A 24,890-nucleotide genomic window follows, 5' to 3' on the forward strand; every position below is an offset into this window, starting at 1 on the left:
AGTCGAATCAGCTGATTACTGATATTCAGCGATCGGTACGCAGGAACAGAACAGGTTACGATCGCCGTAAACATCATCCAGACGTTTCACGGTCGGCCAGTATTTATTGTTCAGCCCTGCCGGGAATACCGCCAGCTCGCGACTGTAAGGATGGTTCCACTCGCTCACCAGTTCGCCCTGCGTGTGCGGCGCGTTAACCAGCGGGTTATCCGCCAGCGGCCACTCACCGGCCTTCACGCGATCGATTTCCGCGCGAATCGCCAGCATCGCATTGATAAAGCGATCCAGCTCCATCTTGCTTTCCGATTCCGTCGGTTCAACCATCAGCGTACCCGCCACCGGGAACGACATGGTCGGCGCATGGAAGCCGTAGTCGATCAAACGCTTGGCAATATCCAGTTCGCTGATGCCGGTCTCTTCTTTCAGCGGACGGATGTCGAGAATACACTCGTGCGCCACGCGGCCATCACGACCGGTATACAGCACCGGAAATGCATCTTTCAGCCGGCTGGCGATATAGTTGGCGTTCAGAATCGCCACCTGACTTGCCTGCTTCAGCCCTTCCGCCCCCATCATGCGGATGTACATCCAGCTGATCGGCAGAATGGATGCGCTGCCGAACGGGGCGGCAGACACCGCGCCCTGACGGGTCAGCATCCCTTCGATGTGCACCACGCTGTGACCCGGAACAAACGGCGCCAGATGCGATTTCACACCGATCGGCCCCATACCCGGGCCGCCGCCGCCGTGCGGAATGCAGAAGGTTTTATGCAGGTTGAGGTGCGAAACGTCTGCGCCGATAAAACCCGGAGAGGTAATGCCGACCTGCGCGTTCATATTGGCACCATCAAGATAAACCTGACCGCCGAACTGATGCACTATCTCGCACACATCACGAATGGTTTCTTCGTACACGCCGTGGGTGGATGGGTAAGTGACCATGATGCAGGAGAGGTTCTGCGCATGCTGCTCCGCTTTCGCCCGCAGATCCGCTAAGTCGATATTGCCGTTTTTATCGCAGGCCACTACCACCACCTGCATTCCTGCCATATGCGCTGAAGCCGGGTTGGTGCCGTGAGCCGAAGCGGGGATCAGGCAGATATCACGATGCCCTTCATTGCGGCTTTCGTGGTAATGACGAATCGCCAGCAGACCCGCGTATTCGCCCTGTGCGCCAGAGTTCGGCTGCATACACACAGCGTCATAGCCCGTCAGTTTCACCAGCCAGTCAGAAAGCTGGCTGATCATCTGATGATACCCTTCCGCCTGATCTGCCGGACAAAACGGATGCAGTTCCGCAAATTCCGGCCAGGTGATGGGGATCATCTCGGCGGCGGCATTGAGCTTCATGGTACAGGAACCCAGCGGGATCATCGCCTGGTTCAGCGCCAGATCCTTACGCTCCAGCGCATGCATATAGCGCATCATCTCCGTTTCGCTATGGTAGCGGTTAAATACCGGATGCGTCAGGATCGCGTCATCACGCAACATGCAGGCCGGAATTGAGCGGCTATCAAGCGCCACATCTTTATCCAGCGTATCAATGTTAAGGCCGTGGTCGTCACCCAGCAGGACAGAGAACAGTTGCCGCACATTTTCGCGGGTTGTCGTTTCATCCAGCGTGATGCCAACGGCGTTGTGGATGTCGCTGCGCAGGTTGATCTCTGCCGCTTCCGCGCGCGCCAGAACGGCGGCTTTATCCGCGACTTCCACACACAGGGTGTCAAAATAGTGTGCGTGACGCAGTTTCAGCCCTTTTTGCTGTACGCCCGCCGCCAGAATGTCGGTCAGGCGGTGAATGCGATTAGCAATGCGCTTCAGCCCAACCGGGCCGTGATAAACGGCATACAGGCTGGCGATGTTGGCCAGCAGCACCTGTGAAGTACAAATATTGGAGTTGGCTTTTTCGCGACGGATATGCTGTTCGCGAGTCTGCATCGCCATGCGCAGCGCGGTATTTCCCGCCGCATCTTTCGATACGCCGATAATACGGCCCGGCATGGAACGTTTAAATTCATCTTTGGCGGCAAAGAACGCCGCGTGTGGGCCGCCGTAGCCCATCGGCACGCCGAAGCGTTGCGCAGAGCCGAACACAATGTCCGCGCCCTGCTTGCCCGGCGCCGTCAGCAGCACCAGCGCCATAAAGTCAGCGGCCACGCTAACGATAACTTTACGCGACTTCAGTTCGCTAATCAGCGCGCTGTAGTCGTGAACTTCACCGGTGGTGCCAACCTGCTGCAACAGCACGCCGAACACATCCTGGTGATCCAGCGCTTTTTCCGCATCATCGACAATAACATCGAAACCAAAGGTTTTCGCCCGGGTGCGCACCACGTCCAGCGTTTGCGGATGAACGTCAGAGGCGACAAAGAAACGGCTGGCGTTTTTCAGTTTGCTGATGCGTTTTGCCATTGCCATCGCTTCCGCTGCGGCGGTGGCTTCATCCAGCAACGAAGCGGAGGCCATATCCAGCCCGGTCAGATCCAGCGTCACCTGCTGGAAATTCAGCAGCGCTTCCAGACGCCCCTGCGAAACTTCCGGCTGATAAGGCGTATACGCAGTGTACCAGCCCGGATTTTCCAGCATATTGCGCAGGATAACCGGCGGCAGCTGCACCGCGGTATAACCCATGCCAATGTAAGACGTGAAGCGCTTGTTGCGACCGGCAATCGCTTTTAATTCTGCCAGCGCGGCGTATTCCGTCGCCGCTTCACCTACCTGCGGCGGCGTGGCAAGCTGAATGTCTTGCGGCACAATCTGGCCGATTAGGGCGTTTAGCGACCCGGCGCCAACGGCATTCAGCATCTCTTGCTGCTGCGCGGCATCCGGTCCGATATGGCGTGTAATGAAAGCGCCGCTATTTTCAAGCTGGCTTAACGTCTGTGTCATGGGCGATGGTTCCTGAAACGTGCGGTGAATCGTGGTTGTCTCTGGCTCAATTGCCCGGTGGCGCTAACGCTTACCGGGCCTACGCGTGCGAAAACGAATACGCAAAATCATTCACATGGCAGGACGGCGGCGACGCAGAGAATCCCAGGAGCTTACATAAGTAAGTGACTGGGATAAGCGAGGAGGCCAACACACCTGCAACATGAAGGATGACGCGTATTTATTCGTCTTCTAACAATGCTTCGTATGCGGTTGCATCCAGCAGCGCATCGATTTCACTTTCGTCACTGGCTTTGATTTTGAAGATCCAACCGCCCGCATATGGCTCGCTGTTGACCAGTTCCGGGGAATCGTTCAGATCTTCATTGACGGCAACGATTTCACCGCTAACTGGCGCATAAATATCAGAAGCCGCTTTTACCGACTCGGCAACGGCGCAGTCAGCGCCCGCGTCAACGGTCGCGCCCACTTCCGGCAGGTCAACGAAAACCATATCGCCAAGCAGCTCCTGCGCGTGCTCAGTGATGCCGACGGTATAGGTGCCATCCGCTTCTTTGCGCAGCCATTCGTGTTCTTTGCTGTATTTCAGTTCTGCTGGTACGTTGCTCATCAATTCATCTCCAAAAGGGGAAATCACACCACGGCTTTGCCGTTGCGTACAAAAACGGGTTTCGTCACTTTTACCGGCATTTCGCGGTTGCGGATCTGCACCACGGCGGTTTCACCAATGCCTGCCGGCACACGCGCTAAGGCAATGCTGTAACCCAGTGTGGGGGAGAAGGTGCCGCTGGTGATAATGCCTTCTTTCTGATTACCATCGGCATCGCTAAAGTGGACCGGCAGGCCGCCGCGCAGGACGCCTTTCTCAGTCATTACCAGCCCCACCAGCTTCTCGGTGCCTTTTTCACGCTGCAGTTCCAGCGCTTCGCGACCGATAAAATCACGATCAGCGGGCTCCCAGGCGATGGTCCAGCCCATATTCGCCGCCAGCGGAGAGACGCTTTCATCCATCTCCTGGCCGTAAAGATTCATCCCCGCCTCCAGGCGCAGCGTATCCCGGGCGCCAAGGCCGCACGGCTTAACGCCTGCGTCCAGCAGGCCACGCCAGAAACCTGCCGCCTGCTCGTTCGGCAGCGCGATTTCATAGCCCGCTTCCCCGGTATAGCCGGTGGTGGCGATAAACAGGTCGCCGGACTGCACGCCAAAAAAGGGCTTCATGCCTTCAACGGCCTGCCGCTGGGTCTCGGTAAACAGCGTGGCCGCTCTCTCCTGCGCCTTCGGCCCCTGTACGGCAATCAGGGAAAGATCGTCGTGCACGGTTACCCCAAGGCCATAGGATTCAGAATGCTGAGCAATCCAGGCGAGATCTTTCTCACGGGTGGCGGAGTTAACAACAAGGCGGAAATAATCTTCAGAAAGGAAATAAACAATCAGGTCATCAATGACACCGCCGGAGGCAGTCAGCATTCCGCTATAGAGCGCTTTACCCGGGACGGTAAGCTTCGCCACGTCATTCGCCAGTAAATAGCGCAGAAATTCGCGGATACGGCTACCATGAAAGTCCACGATGGTCATATGCGACACATCAAACATCCCGGCATCACGACGCACCGTGTGATGCTCATCGATCTGCGATCCGTAATGCAGCGGCATCATCCAGCCATGGAAATCCACCATGCGCGCGCCGCATAACGTGTGTTGTTCAAACAACGGAGTCTGTTGAGCCATCTTTTCCTCATCGAATAAAACGGAAACCAGCCACTGGTTTTAGCGATTTTACGCCGCAAACGCGCCGCCGCCATCGCTGACGAACACCGACGCAAACGTTCTCTTTGGCCTGAACTTACCACCGAAATCCGGACTAAACCATAAGCTAAATCAGGACATCACATTAGCTTATGACAAAAATCCACGGCACAACCAACAGAACTTTAAACTAAAAAATCACCTATTATTCCGCGCAAAATAAAACAAAATCGCCAATGAAGCAGAAAATTATGACATTTAATGTTGAATTAAAAACCTAAGATCGGTGATGAAAATAAGACGGCATTAATAAAACTAATGCGAAAAAAGAGGTGAAATTAGATTATTTCAAATGAGAGAGGGTAGCCCGGCGCGGAGGCCGGGGAAATAAATGTGACGAACTTAACGTAACCAGGCAGGAAGGTCGTTTAACCCCATCGCCTGACGAATAAGCTGTGGCTTCACGCCGGGTAACGTATCCGCCAGCTTGAGGCCGATGTCGCGCAGTAGCTTCTTCGCCGGATGGCTGCCGGAGAACATCTCGCGAAATCCCTGCATCCCCGCCAGCATCAACGCTGCGCTATGCTTACGCCTGCGCTCGTAGCGACGCAGATACAGATGCTGACCGATATCCTTACCCTGCGCATGCAGGCGTTTCAGTTCATCAATCAGCTCGGCGGCATCCATAAAACCAAGGTTAACGCCCTGCCCGGCCAGCGGGTGAATAGTGTGAGCGGCATCGCCAACCAACGCCAGGCGATGGGCGGCAAACTGACGGGCATAGCGGCCGGTCAACTGAAAGACCTGACGCTCGCTCTCAACGGCGCACAACCCCAGACGATTATCAAAAGCAATATTCAGCGCCTGGTTGAAAGCGGGTGCCTCTGCCTGTTGCATCCGTTTCGCTGCCTCGGGAGACAGCGACCAGACGATAGAGCAGAGATGCGGATCGCTCAGCGGCAAAAACGCCAGGATGCCTTCGCCGTGGAACGCCTGGCGAGCAATCGCTTCGTGCGGCGCTTCAGTGCGAATGGTAGCGACCAGCGCGTGATGCTGATAATCCCAGTACGTCAGCGGAATGTCGGCATTGTTGCGCAACCACGAATTGGCGCCGTCAGCGCCAATCACCAGCCGGGCGGTTAACATACTGCCATCCTGCAGGCTAAGAAAGGCTTCATTTTCCCCCCAGGCGACATGCTGCAACTGGGCCGGAGCCAGCAAGGTGACGTCGGAACAACGCTGCGCTTTTTGCCACAGAGCATGGTGTATCACCGCGTTTTCAATAATATGCCCCAGGTGGCTAAAGCCCATGCTTTGATCATCGAAGCGAATGCGACCAAAACTGTCTTTATCCCACACTTCCATGCCGTGATAGCAACTGGCGCGTCGGGCAATGATATCCTGCCAGACGCCCAGTTTGCTCAATAGCGTTTCGCTGGCGGCGTTAATCGCCGACACCCGCAGCGCCGGCGGCGCATCGGCGTTCAGCGGTTGAGGCTCAGCCTGTTCCAGCACCGCAACGCGCAGCCCGCTACCCTGCAACCCGCAGGCAACCGCCAGCCCCACCATTCCACCGCCCACAATGGCGACATCAACACTTTGCACGTTTCACTCCTTAACGGGGGACCCAACCGAGGGTACGCTGCGCCAGCGCATCGCGAGCCGGGGTAAATAATTCCATCGCCATCAGACCGACATTGCGCCCCACGACCAGCGGCGCCCAACGATTGGCGAACAGATGCACCAGACCGTCGGTCACGCCAATCGTGGCGGCTTTGTCGTCGGCGCGTCGCGCCTGATAACGGCTCAAAAGCGCATAGTCGCCCGGATCCTGACCAACGGCATGCGCCTGCGCAACCATTTCCGCCAGACTCATCACATCCCGCAGGCCGAGGTTAAACCCCTGTCCGGCAATGGGATGCAGCGTCTGCGCCGCATTACCCACCAGGGCCAGACGATGCGTAACCGTGCGGGTAGCGGCAGTCAGCGATAACGGATAAGCGCTACGCTTTCCGGCGTGAGTTATCTGGCCAAGCCGCCAGCCAAATGCCTGCTGCAGTTCATCGCAGAAACGTTCATCTGACCAGCCGAGCACCTCTTCATGCCGCGACTGCGGATGACACCACACCAGCGAACCGCGCCCCTGCGACATCGGCAGCATCGCCAGCGGGCCATGTCGGGTAAAGCGTTCGAATGCCTGGCCGTTATGCGGCCGAGCGGTACTGACGTTGGCGATAATCGCCAGTTGTTCATAGGGCTGCTGCTGCCAGCTTATCCCGCAGCGCGCCCCCAGAGTGGAGCGCGAACCATCGGCCGCCACCAGCAGTTTACCGTTAAGGGTTTCACCATTGTCCAGAGTAAGACTAACGTCCCCCACGCTGCGGCTAACCTCCGCAACTTTAGCCGGACAGTGCAGCGTGATGCCAGGCGCCTTGCGCAGTTGCGCAAACAGGCGCTGGCCGACATCGTGTAGTTCAACCACCTGACCTAGTGCCGCCAGAGCGTAATCCCGGGCGTCAAGCGTCACAAATCCCGCATGCCCGCGATCGCTGACGTGGACGCGCTGAATGGCCGTCGCGCAGTCGGCAATCTCCTGCCAGATACCGATCCTGGCCAGTTGCTGGCAGGTTCCGGCCGCCAGTGCGATCGCCCGCGCGTCAAAGCCCGGATGCTTCGCGGATTCCGGCGCCGATGCTTCAACCAGATGCACCGGCAGATTACCGCCGGTCAGGCGAGAAATCGCCAGCGCCAGCGTCGCACCGGTCATTCCACCGCCAACGATCAGTACGCTCATAGCTGGCGCGCCGCCGCCATCAGCGCCTCAATATCGTCCGCGTTTTTCACCACCCCCGCGGTGAGGTTCTCGTTGCCGTCTTCGGTGATGACAATGTCATCTTCGATACGAATGCCGATACCCCGATACTGCGCCGGAACATCAGCATCCGTCGCAATATACAGACCCGGCTCAACGGTCAGCACCATTCCCGGTTCAAGAATACGCGAGCGGTCGACGTCATAATTCCCCACATCGTGTACGTCAAGTCCCAGCCAGTGGCTCAGACCATGCATAAAGAAAGGACGATGGGCGTTATTAGCCATCAGTTCGTCAATATCCCCTTTCAGTATTCCCAGACGTACCAGGCCGCTAATCATAATCCGCACCACCTGCTGGTTAACCTCATTAATTGAGGTGCCGGGGCGATAAAGCTTCAGCGAGGTTTCCAGCGATTCAAGGACGATATCGTAAATCTCGCGCTGCGCCGGGCTGAATTTACCGTTAACCGGGAAGGTACGGGTAATATCGCCCGCATAGCCATGGTATTCACAGCCGGCATCAATCAGCACCAGATCACCGTCGCGCAGTTCGCTCTCATTCTCGGTGTAGTGCAAAATGCAGCCATTTTCACCGCCGCCCACGATGGTGTTATAAGAAGGGAAGCGCGCGCCGTGGCGGTTGAACTCATGGAGGATCTCACCTTCCAGCTGGTATTCGAACATCCCTGGACGGCATTTTTCCATGGCGCGGGTATGGGCCAGCGCGGAGATTTCACCGGCGCGTCGCATCACGTCCAGCTCTTCCGCTGACTTAAACAGGCGCATTTCATGCACGACTGGCCGCCAGTCAATCACCGAGTTCGGTGCCTGCAGATTCTGACGCACGCCTTTACGCAGTTTTTCCAGCGCGTTAAACACCAGTTCATCGGCGTATGCATATTCGCCCTGGGCAAAATAAATAGCATCAAGGCCATTAAGCAACTGAAACAGTTGCTGATTAATTTCACTAAACGCCAGCGCGCGATCGACTCCCAGCTTCGCCGGCGCGGCCTCCTGCCCAAGACGACGGCCAAACCAGATTTCAGCGGTCAAATCGCGAACGCGGTTAAACAATACGCTGTGGTTGTGCGTTTCATCGCTTTTAATCAGCACCAGCAGCGCTTCCGGCTCATTAAAGCCGGTGAAATACCAAAAATCGCTATTCTGCCGGTAGGGATATTCCGAATCTGCGCTACGCGTGACTTCCGGCGCGGCGAAAATCAACGCCGCGCTGCCTGGCTGCATCTGCGCCAGCAGAGCCTGGCGACGAGAGAGAAATTCCTGCTGAGTCATGACGCCCCCTGAACAATTTAGTGAATAATTAGTGTAGTGTCGGCTTCTGAACTTCCGGCGCAGTAGGTTTTTGCATTGAAAACGTATCGTGGCACAACAGCGCTGCAACGCGGACGTACTCGATAATCTCTTCAAGGGACATTTCGAGCTCTTCCTGATCCTCGTCTTCGTCGTACCCGAGCTGGGCGATATTGCGCAGATCGTCAATCGCTTCGCCCGCTTCGTCTTTGACTTTATCCAGCTTAGGCTGCGTCACGCCTAACCCAAGCAGAAAATGGTTCACCCAGCCCGCCAGCGCATCGGCACGATCGAACACGCTCACCGCCTCGCCATCCGGCAAGTAAAGCTGGAACAAAAAGCCGTCATCTTCCAGCGAATCACTGGTGGCGGAATGCATGTGACGCAGCGCCTGCGCCAGTTCATGGCCAAAAGCCAGTCCTTCGTTAGTCAGGTCATGCACCAGAGGCTGCCAGCTGCTGTCCTTGTTGCCGCCACACAGGATCCCACAGATTAATCCGTGCATTTCGGCAGGCGTTAATCCCACCCCTTGTTGGTTCAGTAACTGGTCTACATCACTGTAACCAGGCATTTCGTTCTGTATAGACATGCGCATTCGTCATCGTTGGGAGGAATATTCATGATATGCTACCACTTTGGACCCTGGTGAACCAGAATAGGACTTGTATCTCCGAACCAGGGTAGCTATAGTGTCGCCCCTTCGCGGAGCCTCCTTGGCGCGAAGGCCGCGCAGTTAATCAGCAGGAAGGTGGCATGTCTGCACAACCCGTAGATCTCCAGATTTTTGGCCGTTCACTCCGCGTGAATTGCCCGCCCGAACAAAGGGATGCCTTAAACCAGGCCGCTGATGACCTGAATCAGCGGTTGCAAGATTTAAAAGAACGCACTAGAGTCACAAATACTGAGCAGTTGGTGTTCATCGCCGCGTTGAACATCAGCTATGAGTTGACTCAGGAAAAAGCGAAAACCCGCGACTACGCCGCCAGTATGGAGCAGCGTATTCGGATGCTTCAGCAGACCATCGAACAAGCGTTGCTTGAGCAAGGTCGCATAAGCGAAAGACCCGGGCAGAAGTTTGAATAACACTTTGCATTTAACTGTGTTAGAGTAATCGCAAGAACAAAATTTCTCTGAGATGTTTGCAAGCGGGCCAGTCCCCTGAGCCGATATTTCATACCACAAGAATGTGGCGCTCCATGGTTGGTGAGCATGCTCGGTTCGTCCGAGAAGCCTTAAAACCGTGACGACACATTCACCTTGAACCAAGGGTTCAAGGGTTACAGCCTGCGGCGGCATCTCGGAGATTCCTTCTTTATCGTTCCATCCCCCGACTTCATTTCCGGCTTATGCCATCGTGTATTACACTATGCCTGTTTGTATTGTTTGCTCACTATTGTTTGTACACCAATGAGATTCAGGCATGACGCTATTGTCAGATATCCCGTACACCAGGCAACACATTCGCCAGCAGATCCGCCAGCGCCGACGCGCGTTAACACCGGAGCAGCAAACACTGTTTGCCCTGCAGGCAGCAGACAGAATGATGGTGTATCCTCCTGTTTTGCTTGCGCATACGGTCGCAGTATTTCTTTCGTTTGATGGCGAACTGGATACGCAGCCGCTCATTGACCAACTCTGGCGAGCGGGCAAGCGGGTTTTTCTCCCCGTCCTTCACCCTTTCAGTCCGGGCAATCTGTTATTTTTACACTACCACCCGCACAGTGACCTGGTCGTCAATCGTTTGAAAATCCACGAACCCAGACTTGATGTGCGCGATGTGCTGCCCCTCAGCCAACTGGATGTGCTGATTACGCCGCTGGTGGCGTTCGATGCCGTCGGGCAACGCCTGGGAATGGGCGGCGGATTTTACGACCGGACGCTGCAAAACTGGCGGCAATACTATCTTCAGCCGGTCGGCTACGCTCACGATTGCCAGCAGGTCGAAGCGCTACCGGCAGAGCAGTGGGATATCCCGCTGCCAGCGGTCATCACGCCGTCAAAAACCTGGATCTGGTAAATCGGCTTTAATCGCCAGCAGCGCGTTTGTATGAGCGAGAGAAACGTCAGAATTGCGGTATGAAGCCGAGAGAAGGGGCAGGTTGCTGACCTGCCCGCTGGCAACAAAGGGGATTAGAACAGCAGACGAGCGCGAATAGTGCCCGGAATGGCCTTCATCGCCTGCAATGCGGTCTGTGCCACATCTTCTTCCGCTTCGATATCGATAACCACGTAACCCATCTGCGGCGTGGTCTGCAGATACTGCGCCGCGATGTTAATACCCTGTGCCGCAAAGATCTGGTTAATCGAGGTCAGCACGCCCGGACGGTTTTCGTGGATGTGCAGCAGACGGCGGCCACCGTGCAGCGGCAACGACACTTCAGGGAAGTTAACCGCAGAAAGCGTCGAACCGTTATCAGAGTATTTCACCAGCTTGCCCGAGACTTCCAGACCGATATTTTCCTGCGCTTCCTGAGTTGAACCGCCAATGTGCGGAGTCAGGATAACGTTGTCAAATTCGCAGAGCGGGGAGTTAAACGGATCGCTGTTGGTCGCAGGTTCGGTTGGAAATACATCAATCGCCGCGCCCGCCAGATGTTTGCTCGCCAGCACCTCGCACAGGGCCGGGATATCAACGACTGTGCCGCGAGAGGCGTTAATCAGCAGCGCGCCCGGCTTCATCAGCGCCAGTTCTTCCGCGCCAATCATATTTTTAGTGGAGATGTTTTCCGGCACATGCAGACTCACAACATCGCTCATATTCAACAAATCAGAGAGATGCTGTACCTGAACGGCGTTACCTAACGGTAATTTGCTTTCAATATCATAGAAATAGACGTGCATCCCCAGCGATTCGGCCAGGATACCCAGTTGGGTACCGATATGACCATAGCCAATAATGCCCAACTTTTTGCCGCGCGCTTCGAAGCTGCCAACCGCCAGTTTGTTCCACACGCCGCGATGTGCTTTCGCGTTTGCCGCCGGCACGCCGCGCAGCATAAGCAACAATTCGCCAATAACCAGTTCAGCAACGGAGCGCGTATTTGAGAACGGCGCGTTAAACACCGGAATACCGCGTTTTGCCGCCGCATTCAAATCAACCTGATTGGTACCGATACAGAAACAGCCGACGGCAACCAGCTTTTCCGCCGCCGCGAAAATCTCTTCAGTCAGATGAGTACGGGAACGCAGGCCAATAAAATGAGCATCACGGATCGACGCTTTCAGCGCTTCGCTATCCAGCGCGCCTTTGTGAAACTCGATATTGGTGTAGCCCGCCGCGCGGAGATTATCCACCGCTTTTTGATGTACACCTTCAACCAGCAGAAATTTAATCTTGTCTTTTTCCAGTGATACCTTAGCCATTTCCCCGTCCTGTTTTGTCTTAACTGATGTCGTGCGGAACGAAAGTTCTTCTCAGCAACATATCAAAAAAAACTATCGCGGCAATATGAACGTTTGCGTCAACAACCTGAAGAAATATCACTCAGCGGGAAATGACAGAACAAAACACCATAAAGAAAAAGAAAGACAGACTGTTACTCATGATTTGAGAATAAATGTGACATAAGTCACCAAAATGAACCTGATGAAAAAATATTGGCGAGGGAGCAGGTTCACTCCCCCGGTCAGACTATTTCGTGATGGTTTTTACTCCATCGGCGGTGCCGATCAGCGCGATATCCGCGCCACGATTCGCAAACAGGCCGACGGTTACCACGCCGGGAATACCGTTGATGGCATTTTCCAGCGCCACGGCGTCAAGAATCTCCAGGCCATATACGTCGAGGATCACGTTACCGTTGTCGGTCACCACGCCCTGACGATACTCCGGACGACCGCCCAGCTTAACCAGCGCACGCGCCACGGCGCTGCGGGCCATCGGAATCACTTCAACCGGCAGCGGAAATGTACCGAGAATATCGACCTGCTTAGAAGCATCGGCGATACAGATAAACTTGTCAGCAACCGAGGCGATAATTTTCTCCCGCGTCAGCGCCGCACCGCCGCCTTTAATCATCTGCATATGGCCGTTAATCTCGTCAGCACCGTCGACATAGATGCCCAGACGATCAACGCTGTTAAGATCAAAAACAGTAATACCGAGGCTTTTCAGTTTTTCGGTTGAGGCATCGGAGCTGGAAACCGCCCCTTCAATCTGCCCTTTCATGGTGCCCAGCGCGTCAATAAAATGTGCCGCCGTGGAACCCGTACCAACCCCAACGATGGTGCCCGGCTGTACATACTGCAATGCCGCCCAGCCTACTGCTTTTTTCAGTTCATCTTGCGTCATGATTATGGTCCGAAATGTAATTGCCTGTGGCGCATTATAGAACACCAGGGGTGTTATTGTCCCTGCGACGAAGATCACACAACGCAGCAGACAATTTTTTCGTCTTCATCAAAAGCAAATTTATGTCATAGTGCGAGTTAACGAAAAGTATTAGGGGTACGTCAGAGCAATGAAACGACCGGACTACAGAACACTACAGGCGCTGGACGCGGTAATCAGGGAACGAGGATTTGAGCGCGCCGCGCAGAAGCTTTGTATCACCCAGTCCGCCGTCTCACAGCGCATTAAACAACTGGAAAATATGTTTGGCCAACCGCTGCTGGTGCGCACCGTACCGCCGCGTCCTACCGAGCAAGGGCAAAAATTGCTGGCCCTGCTGCGTCAGGTCGAGCTGCTGGAAGAGGAGTGGCTGGGCGATGAGCAAACCGGCTCCACGCCGCTGCTGCTGTCGCTGGCGGTCAACGCCGACAGTCTGGCAACCTGGCTGCTGCCCGCGCTTTCCAGCGTACTCTCCGACTCCCCTATTCGCCTCAATTTACAGGTGGAAGATGAAACCCGTACCCAGGAACGTCTGCGCCGCGGTGAAGTCGTCGGGGCAGTCAGTATTCAGCCGCAGGCACTGCCCAGTTGCCTGGTCGACCAGCTCGGGGCTCTCGACTATCTGTTCGTCGCCTCTAAAGAGTTTGCGCAACGCTATTTTCCCAACGGCGTCACCCGTTCGGCGCTGCTCAAAGCGCCGGTGGTGGCGTTCGATCATCTCGACGATATGCACCAGGCTTTCTTACAGCAGAATTTCGACTTACCGCCGGGCAGCGTCCCCTGCCATATCGTGAACTCTTCTGAAGCCTTTGTGCAGTTAGCTCGTCAGGGAACCACCTGCTGTATGATCCCGCATCTGCAGATTGAGAAAGAGTTGAACAGCGGTGAGCTTATTGACCTCACCCCTGGCCTGTTCCAGCGCCGGATGCTCTACTGGCACCGTTTCGCGCCGGAGAGCCGCATGATGCGCCGGGTGACCGATGCGCTGATCAATTATGGGCACAAAGTATTAAGGCAAGATTAGGCCAGGCTTTCAGGGTGGGAGCCATCCAGCCAGTGAATGACGAGTTACAGTAATCTGACTTTATGCAATCGGTTCACATTGGGCGAGGGTTCACGGCGGGCTTTGCTAAACGATTCAGCGTGTCGCCGATATCATGTTGACGCAATGACCATCGGAAAAGCCCGGCATTCAGGCCGGGCAACATAGTCTATTGCGCCGCTTTTGACTCATCAGCAGCTTTTGCTGGCGTGGACGGTGCAGAGGCAGACTGCGCAGGTTGCAGTTCAAACACCACATCCACCTGATCATCAAACTGAATTGTCGCCTGTTCATAGCTTTCCTGAGCAGAAACTGGCGCCGCATCCGCTTTCATCATCCGCACCATCGGGCTGGGCTGGTAATTGGAGACATGATAACGAACGCTATAGACCGGCCCCAGCTTACTATGGAAACCGGCTGCCAGTTCCTGTGCCTGGTGAATAGCATTATCAATCGCCGCTTTGCGCGCTTTATCTTTATACGCGTCCGGTTGCGCAACCCCCAGAGACACTGAGCGGATCTCATTCAGACCCGCTTTTAATGCGCCATCTAACAGACCGTTGAGCTTATCCAGTTGCCGTAACGTGACTTCAACGCTACGCACCGCGCGGTAGCCCTTAAGAATGCTTTTACCATTCTGATAATCATAATCAGGCTGAGTACGCAGATTGGCTGAGTTAATATCTTTCCTGCCAATACCGCTCTTTTCCAGGAAAGAAAGATACTGGGCAACACGTTCGTCAGCCTGTTTCTTTGCCGATGCCGCGTCTTTCGCGGAGACGTTAACTTCAATCGCCAGGGTGGCGATATCGGGAACCGCGGCAACGCTGGCGGTCCCTGACGTGACAATATGTGGGCCATTTGGCAATTCATTTGCCTGTGTGGCCATTACGCTAAATCCGAGTGCTGCCGCCAGGGCCATGACTTTTAACTTCACTGTCGTTTCTCCATCTTACATGAGTCGTCCATAAGGTGGACGCATGCCAACCAGCTTAGCGCGTAGATGAGGAAAGTCCATCAGAGAAGGCTTAGTTAAGCAGCGCCTGCACATGCGCAAGGCCATCTTTCGCTAACTGTAGCGCAATCATCCACATTACCAGGCCGACCAGCAGATTGATGACTCTTTGCGCCGTTGCCGTACGCAAACGCGGTGCCAGCCAGGCGGCCAGCAGGGCCAGACCAAAGAACCATAAAAACGAAGCGCTAATGGTACCTAAGGCAAACCAGCGCTTTGGCTCTGCTGCCAGTTGTCCGCCAAGGCTGCCGAGCACCACAAAGGTATCAAGATAAACATGTGGATTCAGCCAGGTCACCGCCAGCATGGTGACAATAATTCTCCAGCGCCCCTGCTTCATCGCTTCCGCGCTGGCCAGTTCCAGATGTCGGCTAAAAGCCGTTTTCATCGCCCCAAAACCGTACCACAATAAAAAGGCGACGCCGCCCCAGGTCACCATCGCCAACAGCCACGGCGACTGCATCAGCAACGCGCTGCCGCCAAACACGCCGGCACAAATGAGCAGCAGATCGCTGATCGCGCAAAGCAGAGCAATCATCAGATGATACTGGCGACGAATACCCTGATTCATCACAAAAGCATTTTGGGGACCGAGCGGCAAAATCATCGCCGCTCCCAGAGCAAGCCCCTGGAAATAATAAGATAACATATGGGATTTTCCGCCAGAGTCGTAAATTCGGACTGACTATAGCGCGGCACGATTATTAGATGAAATTTATATTTTTAATCATTAATAAGTAAAGCTAATAAAAGATTTTTACAGGCGCTTGTCGTCGCAAACAAAAAGGGCCCGCGATCATCAACCGCGAGCCCTTTTCGCTAAAACCTGAAGCGAATATTATTCCGCCTGTTCTTTCACCTTCTTAACGTTCACATCCATTTGCGGATACGGGAAGCTAATTCCGTTGGCGTCAAAATCACGCTTAATACGCTCCAGAATATCCCAGTAAACGCTTTGCAGATCGCTACTTTTGCTCCATACGCGCACCACGTAGTTCACCGATGACGCCCCCAGTTCATGGAGACGAACCGTCATTTCCCGATCTTTCAGGATACGCTCATCAGATGTAATGATATCGGTAAGCAGCTTTTTCACCAGATCCGTATCAGAGTCATATCCAACGCCAATGATAAACTCATTACGGCGAACCGGTTCACGGGAGAAGTTGGTGATATTACCGTCAATAACCTTTTTGTTCGGCACAATAACGATTTTGCCATCCGCGGCACGCAGCGTGGTGGAAAAAATCTGGACGTTAAGTACCGTTCCCGCGGTACCGCCCAGATCAACGTACTCCCCCGCGCGGAACGGACGGAAAACAACCAGCAGCACGCCAGCCGCAAGGTTAGCCAGCGATCCCTGCAGCGCCAGGCCAACGGCCAGACCTGCGGCGCCAAGAACGGCGATAACCGATGCTGTCTGCACGCCTACACGCCCCAGTGCGGCAATCAGCGTAAAAGCAATAACCGCATAACGCGCCAGTGCGGACAGAAAATCGGCGACGGTGGCATCAATGTGTCGCGCCTGCATCAGACGATTCAGAGTATTAGACACAATTCGCGCCACGATCAGACCAACAATAATAATCGCGATGGCCGCGACGATGTTGACGGCATAACTCAGTAATAGTTGCTGATTACGCACCAGCCATGAACCGGCGTGATTTATGCTACCGACAACGTTCAACTCTTCCATTTAACATTCCTTATGGATACCCGGACGGGAAATAAAATAACTAAGCCTGCTAATGGCAGGTAGCTTAAGGGTAAACAATAAGCGTATGTTTTGCCAAATTGATCACATTTTTTCGCGACGTTCTGCCTTGCCCGAAAAATAAAAAAAGCCCGCATCGCTGCGGGCTCCAGACTAAAAAAAGAATTTTGTTACAGAACGTCGATCGCGTTCAGCTCTTTAAATGCCTGCTCCAGACGCGTCACCATTGAGGTCTGAGCGGCGCGCAGCCATACGCGCGGATCGTAGTATTTCTTGTTCGGCTGGTCTTCGCCTTTCGGGTTGCCCAGCTGGCCCTGCAGGTAAGCTTCGTTCGTTTTGTAGTACTGCAGGATACCGTCCCAGGTTGCCCATTGGGTATCGGTATCGATGTTCATTTTGATAACGCCGTAGCTTACGGAGTCTTTGATTTCCTGAGCAGAAGAACCGGAACCGCCGTGGAAGACGAAGTTCAGGCTGTTGTGCGGCAGGTTATGTTTCTTAGAAACATATTCCTGAGAATCACGCAGGATAGTCGGGGTCAGAACCACGTTGCCCGGTTTGTAAACGCCGTGCACGTTACCAAAGGAAGCAGCGATGGTGAAACGCGGGCTGATTTTGCTCAGCTCGGTGTACGCGTAATCAACATCTTCCGGCTGGGTGTACAGAGCGGAAGCATCCATGTGGCTGTTGTCCACGCCGTCTTCTTCGCCACCGGTGCAACCCAGTTCGATTTCCAGCGTCATGTCCATTTTGGCCATACGCGCCAGGTATTTAGAACAGATCTCAATGTTTTCGTGCAGCGATTCTTCAGACAGGTCAATCATGTGAGAAGAGAACAGCGGTTTGCCGGTAGCAGCGAAATGTTTTTCACCCGCATCCAGCAGACCGTCGATCCACGGCAGCAGTTTCTTCGCACAGTGGTCGGTGTGCAGAATAACCGGAACACCGTAATGCTCAGCCATCTGATGAACGTGGTGCGCGCCAGAGATCGCCCCCAGAATTGCCGCGCCCTGAGGCACGTCAGTTTTCACGCCTTTGCCGGCGATGAACGCCGCGCCGCCGTTAGAGAACTGAACGATAACCGGAGAACGAACTTTTGCTGCGGCTTCCAGAACGGCGTTGATGGAATCAGTACCCACGCAGTTTACCGCTGGCAGAGCAAAGTTGTTTTCTTTAGCAACCTGGAACACTTTCTGAACGTCGTCGCCAGTGATGACGCCCGGTTTTACGAAATCAAAAATTTTAGACATGTTACGTAGTCCTGTATCTGTATCTTCGACCGTTGAAGGAGGTTCGCGAGCTTTTACACGCGCTGAAAAACAGGCGGGTCTCCCCGCCTGAACTGAATTACTGCTTAGCGCGCTCTTCGAGCATAGCTACTGCAGGCAGAACTTTGCCTTCCACGAATTCGAGGAATGCGCCGCCGCCAGTGGAGATGTAGGAGATTTTGTCCGCAATGCCGAACAGGTCGATTGCCGCCAGAGTGTCACCGCCGCCAGCGATGGAGAACGCTTCGCTGTCGGCGATCGCGTTGGCAACAATTTCAGTACCTTTACGGAAGTTCGGGAATTCGAACACGCCAACCGGACCGTTCCACAGAATGGTTTTTGCATTTTTCAGGATTGCAGCCAGTTTTTCTGCGGAGGCATCGCCGAGGTCCAGAATCTGCTCGTCATCTTTGATGTCGCTAACCGATTTCAGGGTCGCGGTTGCTGTTTCAGAAAACTCGGTCGCCACGCGGACGTCAGTCGGAACCGGGATATCGCAGGTGCCAAGCAGGCGTTTCGCTTCATCAACCAGGTCGGCCTCGTACAGGGATTTGCCCACATTGTGCCCCTGAGCGGCAACGAAGGTATTGGCAATACCACCGCCAACGATCAGCTGGTCAGCGATTTTGGACAGGGAGTCCAGAACGGTCAGTTTGGTAGACACTTTAGAACCACCAACGATAGCCACCATCGGGCGAGCCGGTTCTTTCAACGCTTTACCCAGCGCGTCCAGCTCAGCGGCCAGCAGCGGACCTGCGCAAGCGACGTCGGCGAATTTACCGATACCGTGAGTAGAAGCCTGGGCGCGGTGAGCAGTACCGAATGCGTCCATCACAAACACGTCGCACAGAGCAGCATATTTTTTAGACAGCGCTTCGTCGTCTTTCTTTTCGCCTTTGTTGAAGCGAACGTTTTCCAGCACCACCAGTTCACCGGCAGCCACGTCAACGCCATCCAGGTAATCTTTTACCAGGCGAACCGGATTGGAGAGTTTGTCTTTCAGGTAGTTAACAACCGGCAGCAGAGAGAATTCTTCGTTGTACTCGCCTTCGGTAGGACGACCCAGGTGAGAAGTGACCATCACTTTCGCACCCTGTTTCAGGGCCAGTTCAATGGTCGGCAGAGAGGCGCGGATGCGCGCATCGCTGGTTACTTTCCCTTCTTTAACGGGTACGTTCAGATCCGCGCGGATAAAAACGCGTTTACCCGCCAGATCCAGATCGGTCATCTTAATTACAGACATGGTGAATCCTCTCGTTGATTCTTAATAAAGTTTTGCAAGCGCCTGAGCGCCTTACCTGAAACCTTGTGCGGCCATCGCTAACGTGGTGTCAAGCATCCGGTTAGCAAAGCCCCATTCGTTATCACACCAGACCAGCGTTTTGATCAAATGTGCGCCACTCACCCGCGTCTGCGTGCCATCAACAATCGCGCTATGCGGGTCATGGTTAAAATCTATCGAGACTAACGGTAATTCCGTATAGTCAACTATACCATGAAATGAACCCTGTGCTGCTTTTTGCAACAACTGGTTGACTTCACTCGCTTTTACTGGTTTCTTCACCGTCACGCTGAGGTCAATTGCCGTGACATTAATGGTCGGCACGCGAACCGCAATCGCCTCAAAACGGTCGTTAAACTGGGGAAAGATACGCGCGATCCCCGCAGCCAGTTTAGTATCCACCGGGATAATCGATTGACTGGCTGCTCGCGTACGGCGCAGATCCGGATGGTAGGCATCAATGACCTGCTGATCGTGCATCGCGGAGTGGATCGTCGTTACCGTGCCTGACTCAATGCCGTAAGCATCATCCAGCAGTTTAATGACCGGAATAATGCAGTTGGTGGTACAAGAAGCGTTGGAGACGATACGGTGCCCGGCGCGTAGCTCATCATGATTTACGCCAAAAACCACCGTTGCGTCGAGATCGTTGCCGCCAGGATGTGAAAAGAGCACCTTCTTTGCCCCGGCCTGAAGGTGGGCTTCGCCATGTTCACGGCTACCGTAAACGCCGGTGCAGTCAAGCACGACATCAACCGCCAGTTCCCGCCAGGGTAACGCCGTAATGGAAGACTCATGCAACAGGCGAATCGCATCATCGCCAACAAACAGTTGCTCTCTCTCCTGGCGCACATCCCAGGCAAAGCGCCCATGGCTGGTGTCATACTTCAACAAATGCGCGATACCCGCGGCATCCGCCAGTTCGTTAATTGCCACTACGGTGATTTCCGCCCGGCGCCCGGATTCATACAAAGCACGAACCACGTTACGCCCGATGCGACCGAAGCCATTAATCGCAATGCGTATGGTCATAGGTCTCCTGCAAGGCTTTCCCTGATCTGAAGTGGCTGACAGAGTAATCCAGCAACGCCGTGAGGGAAACCTTACCTGTCGCAAACTGCGACTGATTGATTAATTGTCGAACATTTAGCCGACTGAAACGCTTCAGCTAGAATAAGCGAAACAAGGAATAAAAGGAATGATTGTCCAGCTCAATAAGCGATTTATCTGACTTGCGTCACATTTTAAAAGGAATAGTTTATTGGGAAACCATCATTCCTGCGGTACCGTTTATTGCTTTCAGCCAGATAAATGAAAAAAGGCCGCTCTCTCGCGGCCTTAGTGTGGAAGCGCATCTGCTACAGCAGCGCTTTCGCCTTAGCAACCACGTTCTCAACGGTAAAACCGAACTCTTCGAACAGTTGCTCCGCCGGGGCTGATTCACCGAAGGTGGTCATGCCGACGATCGCGCCGTTCAGACCCACGTATTTGAACCAGTAGTCGGCGATACCCGCTTCGATTGCCACACGCGCAGAGACTGCTTTCGGCAATACCGCTTCACGATAGGCCGCATCCTGCTTGTCGAACGCGTCGGTGGACGGCATGGAAACCACCCGCGCTTTCACGCCTTCGGCGGTCAGTTTTTCGTATGCCGCAACCGCCAGCTCCACTTCGGAACCGGTGGCAATGAAGATCAGTTCCGGCTGACCGGCACAATCTTTCAGTACGTAACCACCGCGGGCGATGTTCGCCAGCTGCTCTTCGCTACGCTCCTGCTGCGCCAGGTTCTGACGGGAGAGGATCAGCGCGGTCGGGCCGTCCTGACGCTCCACACCGTATTTCCACGCCACCGCAGATTCCACCTGGTCACACGGACGCCAGGTGCTCATGTTCGGCGTCACGCGCAGGGAAGCCACCTGTTCTACCGGCTGGTGCGTCGGGCCGTCTTCCCCCAGACCGATGGAGTCGTGGGTGTAGACCATCACCTGACGCTGCTTCATCAGCGCCGCCATACGCACCGCGTTACGGGCATATTCCACGAACATCAGGAAGGTGGAGGTGTACGGCAGGAAACCACCGTGCAGCGCGATGCCGTTGGCAATGGCGGTCATACCGAACTCGCGCACGCCGTAGTGGATGTAATTACCGGCGGTATCTTCGTTGATCGCTTTAGAGCCGGACCACAGGGTCAGGTTAGACGGTGCCAGGTCAGCGGAGCCGCCGAGAAACTCAGGCAGCAGCGGACCAAATGCTTCAATGGCATTCTGCGACGCCTTGCGGCTGGCGATTTTCGCCGGATTCGCCTGCAGCTTCGCGATAAATTCATTCGCTTTCGCGTCGAAGTCAGCCGGCATATCGCCTTTCATACGACGGGTAAATTCAGCCGCTTCCTGCGGGAAGGCTTTGGCGTAGGCGGCAAACCTCTCGTTCCACGCAGACTCTTTCGCCTGACCGGCCTCTTTCGCATCCCACTGCGCATAGATGTCCGACGGAATTTCGAACGGCGCGTATTTCCAGCCCAGTTGTTCACGGGTCAGCGCGATTTCCGCATCGCCCAGCGGCGCGCCGTGGGAATCGTGGGTACCGGCTTTGTTCGGGGAACCGAAACCGATGATGGTTTTGCACATCAGCAGGGACGGTTTGTCGGTAACCGCGCGCGCTTCTTCCACCGCACGTTTAATCGCTTCAGCATCGTGACCATCCACGCCGCGCACCACGTGCCAGCCGTAAGCTTCAAAACGCTTCGCGGTATCATCGGTAAACCAGCCTTCAACGTGACCATCAATGGAGATACCATTGTCGTCGTAGAATGCCACCAGTTTGCCCAGTTTCAGGGTGCCGGCCAGGGAACATACCTCGTGAGAGATACCTTCCATCATGCAGCCGTCGCCCATGAACGCGTATGTGAAGTGGTCAACAATATCGTGGCCCGGACGGTTGAACTGCGCCGCCAGGGTCTTCTCGGCAATCGCCATCCCGACCGCGTTCGCAATGCCCTGCCCCAGCGGGCCGGTGGTGGTTTCGACACCGGCTGTGTAGCCCACTTCCGGGTGGCCCGGCGTTTTCGAGTGCAGCTGACGGAAGTTTTTCAGCTCTTCAATCGGCAGGTCATAACCGGTGAGGTGCAGCAGGCTGTAGATCAGCATCGAGCCGTGGCCGTTGGACAGTACGAAACGGTCGCGGTCGGCCCAGGACGGATTGTTCGGGTTATGGTTCAGGAAATCACGCCACAGGACTTCGGCAATGTCAGCCATCCCCATCGGGGCGCCCGGGTGACCGGATTTGGCTTTCTGTACTGCGTCCATGCTCAGCGCACGAATAGCGTTAGCAAGCTCTTTACGTGAGGACATTTTGACTCCAGATCGGATAATGAAGGCCGTGCCCGCAACGGCTTGACGACCGCGCGTTTTGGGCTACGCCGGAAAAAAGTGTGAACAATGTAACCTAAGCGGCAAAGCATGTACATGGAGCATCCTTTTGCCGCTTAAGAAATCTCCGGAACAGGTTGTGCTACGCGGTAATCCTCTCGCCCGCCTCTCAAGAGAGTATTTATAATTTGCGCAGGATATGGCAGGTCAGCCATAGCCATTTTTCGAATAAATAACCATAAGATTGTGGAAGATAAAAATGAAAATTCACTCAACTATTCTTGCCCTTGGGATCGCCGCAGCCCTCACCGGATGCCAGAACATGGATTCCAGCGCCCTGCTCAGCTCAGGAGCGGGAGCCTATCAGGCCTGGTCGCTCAGCGATGAGCAGGTGAAAGCGTTAAGCGATAAAGCCTGTCAGGAGATGGATGCCAAAGCCACCATCGCGCCTGCGGGGAGCCAATACAGTAAACGGCTGACTAAAATCGCCGCCGCGCTGGGGGACAATATCAACGGCCAGCCGGTGAACTACAAGGTGTACCAGACCAAAGACGTTAACGCCTTCGCCATGGCTAACGGCTGCATCCGCGTATACAGCGGACTGATGGATCTAATGAACGACAACGAAGTCGAGGCAGTGATCGGCCACGAAATGGGCCACGTCGCGCTTGGGCATGTGAAGAAAGGAATGCAGGTCGCATTAGGCACTAACGCCTTGCGCGCGGCGGCGGCTTCCGCTGGCGGCGTTGTCGGCAGCTTGTCGCAGTCCCAGCTAGGCGATCTTGGTGAAAAGCTGGTGAATTCTCAGTTCTCTCAACGTCAGGAGTCGGAAGCGGACGATTACTCTTACGATTTGCTGCGTAAGCGCGGGATTAGCCCTGCCGGGCTCGCCACCAGCTTCGAGAAACTGGCCAAACTGGAAGCCGGTCGCCAAAGTTCAATGTTTGACGATCACCCGGCGTCTGAAGCGCGCGCTCAGCATATTCGCGAACGCATGGCTGCGGACGGAATTAAGTAATGATTCCCCCCATTCCGCAACGCTATTGGGCGGAATGGGGGAAGTCAGACGGACTCCGGACCTACAGCCGGAACGCCGTCCCTGCTCAAACCGGCAAGCCAAATAACCCGATTACTCGCCTTTCTTCGCCGCCTGGATATACAGCATTTCCAGCGCTAGCGTCGCTGCCGCCAGCGCGGTGATCTCCGATTGATCGTAGGCAGGCGCGACTTCTACTACGTCCATCCCCACAATGTTCAAATCCTTCAGGCCGCGCACCAGTTTGATCGCACGATCCGACGTCAGGCCGCCAATCACCGGCGTACCGGTACCCGGCGCGAACGCGGGATCGAGACAGTCGATATCAAACGTCAGATAGACCGGCATATCGCCAACGATCTGTTTCACCTGCGCGATCACGTCGTCCGCGGTACGATCGTTGACCTGGCCCGCGTCCAGCACCGTGAAGCCGTTATCTTTATCAAACTCGGTACGGATACCGATCTGCACGGAATGATGAGGATCGATCAGACCTTCGTTCGGCGCGGTATAAAACATGGTGCCGTGGTCAAACTCGCAACCGTTCGCGTAGGTATCGGTGTGGGCATCAAAGTGTACCAGCGCCATTTTGCCGAAGTGTTTAGCATGCGCGCGCAACAACGGCAGAGTCACGAAATGGTCGCCGCCGAAGGAGAGCATACGCTTCCCGGCCGCCAGCAATTTCTCCGCATGGGCCTGCAGCTTTTCGCTCATTTCACGCGCATCGCCGAAAGCATAAACCAGGTCGCCGCAGTCAACTACGTTCAGGCGCTCACGCATGTCGAAGTTCCACGGGAAGCGGTTGTGCTCCCACGCAAGGTTGGTCGAAACCTGGCGGATCGCCGCCGGTCCGTGACGGCCGCCCGCACGCCCGGAAGTCGCCATATCAAACGGAACGCCGGTAATGACCCAGTCGGCATCGCTGTCGTACGGCTGGAAATTCAGCGGCAGACGCAGGAAGCCAAATGCGTTAGATACCAGCGAGTTATCATATTGATGACCTAAGGTGCTCATGTCCTGACCTCTTTTAAAGTCGATACATTAAAAACAGATGAAAAAAAATCCCCTCCGCGTC

21 protein-coding genes and 1 other RNA gene are annotated in these 24,890 nt (G+C 54.9%); 5 read left to right on the plus strand and 17 right to left on the minus strand.

The genetic code is table 11. The annotated features are described in order from the left end of the window. Positions 1–15: 15 nt before the first annotated feature. The 7 genes from gcvP to FN037_RS15685 form a co-directional block, all read right to left on the minus strand. Positions 16–2,889, minus strand: coding sequence for an aminomethyl-transferring glycine dehydrogenase (gene gcvP / locus FN037_RS15655; RefSeq protein WP_142502654.1), 2,874 nt, complete (start codon positions 2,887–2,889; stop codon positions 16–18). A 220-nt stretch (positions 2,890–3,109) separates the two neighbouring features. Beyond that, the gene (gene gcvH, locus FN037_RS15660; RefSeq protein ID WP_138360785.1) at positions 3,110–3,499 is read right to left on the minus strand and encodes a glycine cleavage system protein GcvH; all 390 of its coding nucleotides are present in this window, start codon (positions 3,497–3,499) and stop codon (positions 3,110–3,112) included. Positions 3,500–3,522: 23 nt separating this feature from the next. Beyond that, complete coding sequence (gcvT, locus tag FN037_RS15665; protein ID WP_142502655.1) at positions 3,523–4,617, minus strand: glycine cleavage system aminomethyltransferase GcvT; 1,095 nt, start codon at positions 4,615–4,617, stop codon at positions 3,523–3,525. A gap of 420 nt (positions 4,618–5,037) precedes the next feature. Next, entirely contained in the window at positions 5,038–6,240 is a 1,203-nt protein-coding gene (ubiI, locus tag FN037_RS15670) for an FAD-dependent 2-octaprenylphenol hydroxylase (protein ID WP_142502656.1), read from the minus strand. A gap of 10 nt (positions 6,241–6,250) precedes the next feature. Further along, positions 6,251–7,429, minus strand: coding sequence for a 2-octaprenyl-6-methoxyphenyl hydroxylase (gene ubiH / locus FN037_RS15675; protein WP_138360788.1), 1,179 nt, complete (start codon positions 7,427–7,429; stop codon positions 6,251–6,253). Further along, positions 7,426–8,742, minus strand: a complete 1,317-nt coding sequence (gene pepP, locus FN037_RS15680) for a Xaa-Pro aminopeptidase (RefSeq protein WP_142502657.1) — start codon at positions 8,740–8,742, stop codon at positions 7,426–7,428. Before pepP ends, ubiH begins: the two co-directional genes overlap by 4 nt. A 28-nt stretch (positions 8,743–8,770) precedes the next feature. Continuing rightward, the gene (locus FN037_RS15685; protein ID WP_142502658.1) at positions 8,771–9,349 is read right to left on the minus strand and encodes a YecA family protein; all 579 of its coding nucleotides are present in this window, start codon (positions 9,347–9,349) and stop codon (positions 8,771–8,773) included. Between the two features lie 164 nt (positions 9,350–9,513). Here FN037_RS15685 and zapA point away from each other — a divergent pair, with 164 nt between their 5' ends. The 3 genes from zapA (at position 9,514) to FN037_RS15700 (ending at position 10,777) form a co-directional block, all read left to right on the plus strand. After that, positions 9,514–9,843 (plus strand): cell division protein ZapA, encoded by a 330-nt coding sequence (gene zapA / locus FN037_RS15690; RefSeq protein ID WP_004105598.1) that lies wholly within the window; start codon positions 9,514–9,516, stop codon positions 9,841–9,843. A 41-nt stretch (positions 9,844–9,884) separates the two neighbouring features. Continuing rightward, a non-coding RNA gene (gene ssrS, locus FN037_RS15695) (6S RNA) lies at positions 9,885–10,068 on the plus strand. Positions 10,069–10,180: 112 nt separating this feature from the next. Beyond that, positions 10,181–10,777, plus strand: coding sequence for a 5-formyltetrahydrofolate cyclo-ligase (locus FN037_RS15700; protein ID WP_142502659.1), 597 nt, complete (start codon positions 10,181–10,183; stop codon positions 10,775–10,777). Positions 10,778–10,890: 113 nt separating this feature from the next. Here the strand turns inward: FN037_RS15700 and serA are convergent, their stop codons facing one another. Next, on the minus strand, positions 10,891–12,123 hold the full coding sequence (gene serA, locus FN037_RS15705; protein WP_138360792.1) for a phosphoglycerate dehydrogenase: 1,233 nt from the start codon (positions 12,121–12,123) through the stop codon (positions 10,891–10,893). 268 nt (positions 12,124–12,391) lie between these two features. After that, positions 12,392–13,051 (minus strand): ribose-5-phosphate isomerase RpiA, encoded by a 660-nt coding sequence (gene rpiA, locus FN037_RS15715; protein ID WP_138360794.1) that lies wholly within the window; start codon positions 13,049–13,051, stop codon positions 12,392–12,394. Positions 13,052–13,220: 169 nt separating this feature from the next. On the opposite strand from rpiA, the gene argP reads away from it, so the two are divergent. Then, complete coding sequence (gene argP / locus FN037_RS15720) at positions 13,221–14,114, plus strand: DNA-binding transcriptional regulator ArgP (RefSeq protein WP_138360795.1); 894 nt, start codon at positions 13,221–13,223, stop codon at positions 14,112–14,114. 187 nt (positions 14,115–14,301) lie between these two features. Here argP and FN037_RS15725 read toward each other — a convergent pair whose 3' ends face one another. The 7 genes from FN037_RS15725 to tkt all read right to left on the minus strand — a co-directional run bounded on the left by FN037_RS15725 (position 14,302) and on the right by tkt (position 22,761). Next, positions 14,302–15,069, minus strand: coding sequence for an oxidative stress defense protein (locus FN037_RS15725; RefSeq protein WP_138360796.1), 768 nt, complete (start codon positions 15,067–15,069; stop codon positions 14,302–14,304). A 91-nt stretch (positions 15,070–15,160) separates the two neighbouring features. After that, complete coding sequence (gene argO / locus FN037_RS15730; protein WP_138360797.1) at positions 15,161–15,796, minus strand: arginine exporter ArgO; 636 nt, start codon at positions 15,794–15,796, stop codon at positions 15,161–15,163. A gap of 189 nt (positions 15,797–15,985) precedes the next feature. Next, positions 15,986–16,843, minus strand: a complete 858-nt coding sequence (gene mscS, locus FN037_RS15735; RefSeq protein WP_138360798.1) for a small-conductance mechanosensitive channel MscS — start codon at positions 16,841–16,843, stop codon at positions 15,986–15,988. Positions 16,844–17,031: 188 nt separating this feature from the next. Beyond that, entirely contained in the window at positions 17,032–18,111 is a 1,080-nt protein-coding gene (fbaA, locus tag FN037_RS15740) for a class II fructose-bisphosphate aldolase (protein WP_009654956.1), read from the minus strand. A gap of 97 nt (positions 18,112–18,208) precedes the next feature. Beyond that, positions 18,209–19,372: a phosphoglycerate kinase gene (pgk, locus tag FN037_RS15745; RefSeq protein ID WP_138360799.1), complete on the minus strand. Its 1,164-nt coding sequence runs from the start codon at positions 19,370–19,372 to the stop codon at positions 18,209–18,211. A 51-nt stretch (positions 19,373–19,423) separates the two neighbouring features. After that, entirely contained in the window at positions 19,424–20,443 is a 1,020-nt protein-coding gene (gene epd, locus FN037_RS15750) for an erythrose-4-phosphate dehydrogenase (protein ID WP_138360800.1), read from the minus strand. Positions 20,444–20,769: 326 nt separating this feature from the next. Next, entirely contained in the window at positions 20,770–22,761 is a 1,992-nt protein-coding gene (gene tkt, locus FN037_RS15755) for a transketolase (RefSeq protein ID WP_142502661.1), read from the minus strand. 277 nt (positions 22,762–23,038) lie between these two features. On the opposite strand from tkt, the gene FN037_RS15760 reads away from it, so the two are divergent. After that, positions 23,039–23,797, plus strand: coding sequence for a M48 family metallopeptidase (locus FN037_RS15760; RefSeq protein ID WP_142502662.1), 759 nt, complete (start codon positions 23,039–23,041; stop codon positions 23,795–23,797). A 111-nt stretch (positions 23,798–23,908) separates the two neighbouring features. Here FN037_RS15760 and speB read toward each other — a convergent pair whose 3' ends face one another. Next, on the minus strand, positions 23,909–24,829 hold the full coding sequence (gene speB, locus FN037_RS15765; RefSeq protein WP_138360803.1) for an agmatinase: 921 nt from the start codon (positions 24,827–24,829) through the stop codon (positions 23,909–23,911). Between the last annotated feature and the right edge of the window lie 61 nt (positions 24,830–24,890).

Source organism: Klebsiella sp. 2680 (genome assembly GCF_900198535.1).
Classification (GTDB): domain Bacteria; phylum Pseudomonadota; class Gammaproteobacteria; order Enterobacterales; family Enterobacteriaceae; genus Klebsiella; species Klebsiella indica.

What these genes read in the sequence shown, in the direction of transcription:
- gcvP (WP_142502654.1), bottom strand. Translation starts at nt 2,889, where the DNA reads ATGACACAGACGTTAAGCCAGCTTGAAAATAGCGGCGCTTTCATTACA.
- gcvH (WP_138360785.1), bottom strand. Translation starts at nt 3,499, where the DNA reads ATGAGCAACGTACCAGCAGAACTGAAATACAGCAAAGAACACGAATGG.
- gcvT (WP_142502655.1), bottom strand. Translation starts at nt 4,617, where the DNA reads ATGGCTCAACAGACTCCGTTGTTTGAACAACACACGTTATGCGGCGCG.
- ubiH (WP_138360788.1), bottom strand. Translation starts at nt 7,429, where the DNA reads ATGAGCGTACTGATCGTTGGCGGTGGAATGACCGGTGCGACGCTGGCG.
- pepP (WP_142502657.1), bottom strand. Translation starts at nt 8,742, where the DNA reads ATGACTCAGCAGGAATTTCTCTCTCGTCGCCAGGCTCTGCTGGCGCAG.
- FN037_RS15685 (WP_142502658.1), bottom strand. Translation starts at nt 9,349, where the DNA reads ATGTCTATACAGAACGAAATGCCTGGTTACAGTGATGTAGACCAGTTA.
- zapA (WP_004105598.1), top strand. Translation starts at nt 9,514, where the DNA reads ATGTCTGCACAACCCGTAGATCTCCAGATTTTTGGCCGTTCACTCCGC.
- FN037_RS15700 (WP_142502659.1), top strand. Translation starts at nt 10,181, where the DNA reads ATGACGCTATTGTCAGATATCCCGTACACCAGGCAACACATTCGCCAG.
- serA (WP_138360792.1), bottom strand. Translation starts at nt 12,123, where the DNA reads ATGGCTAAGGTATCACTGGAAAAAGACAAGATTAAATTTCTGCTGGTT.
- rpiA (WP_138360794.1), bottom strand. Translation starts at nt 13,051, where the DNA reads ATGACGCAAGATGAACTGAAAAAAGCAGTAGGCTGGGCGGCATTGCAG.
- argP (WP_138360795.1), top strand. Translation starts at nt 13,221, where the DNA reads ATGAAACGACCGGACTACAGAACACTACAGGCGCTGGACGCGGTAATC.
- argO (WP_138360797.1), bottom strand. Translation starts at nt 15,796, where the DNA reads ATGTTATCTTATTATTTCCAGGGGCTTGCTCTGGGAGCGGCGATGATT.
- mscS (WP_138360798.1), bottom strand. Translation starts at nt 16,843, where the DNA reads ATGGAAGAGTTGAACGTTGTCGGTAGCATAAATCACGCCGGTTCATGG.
- fbaA (WP_009654956.1), bottom strand. Translation starts at nt 18,111, where the DNA reads ATGTCTAAAATTTTTGATTTCGTAAAACCGGGCGTCATCACTGGCGAC.
- pgk (WP_138360799.1), bottom strand. Translation starts at nt 19,372, where the DNA reads ATGTCTGTAATTAAGATGACCGATCTGGATCTGGCGGGTAAACGCGTT.
- epd (WP_138360800.1), bottom strand. Translation starts at nt 20,443, where the DNA reads ATGACCATACGCATTGCGATTAATGGCTTCGGTCGCATCGGGCGTAAC.
- tkt (WP_142502661.1), bottom strand. Translation starts at nt 22,761, where the DNA reads ATGTCCTCACGTAAAGAGCTTGCTAACGCTATTCGTGCGCTGAGCATG.
- FN037_RS15760 (WP_142502662.1), top strand. Translation starts at nt 23,039, where the DNA reads ATGAAAATTCACTCAACTATTCTTGCCCTTGGGATCGCCGCAGCCCTC.
- speB (WP_138360803.1), bottom strand. Translation starts at nt 24,829, where the DNA reads ATGAGCACCTTAGGTCATCAATATGATAACTCGCTGGTATCTAACGCA.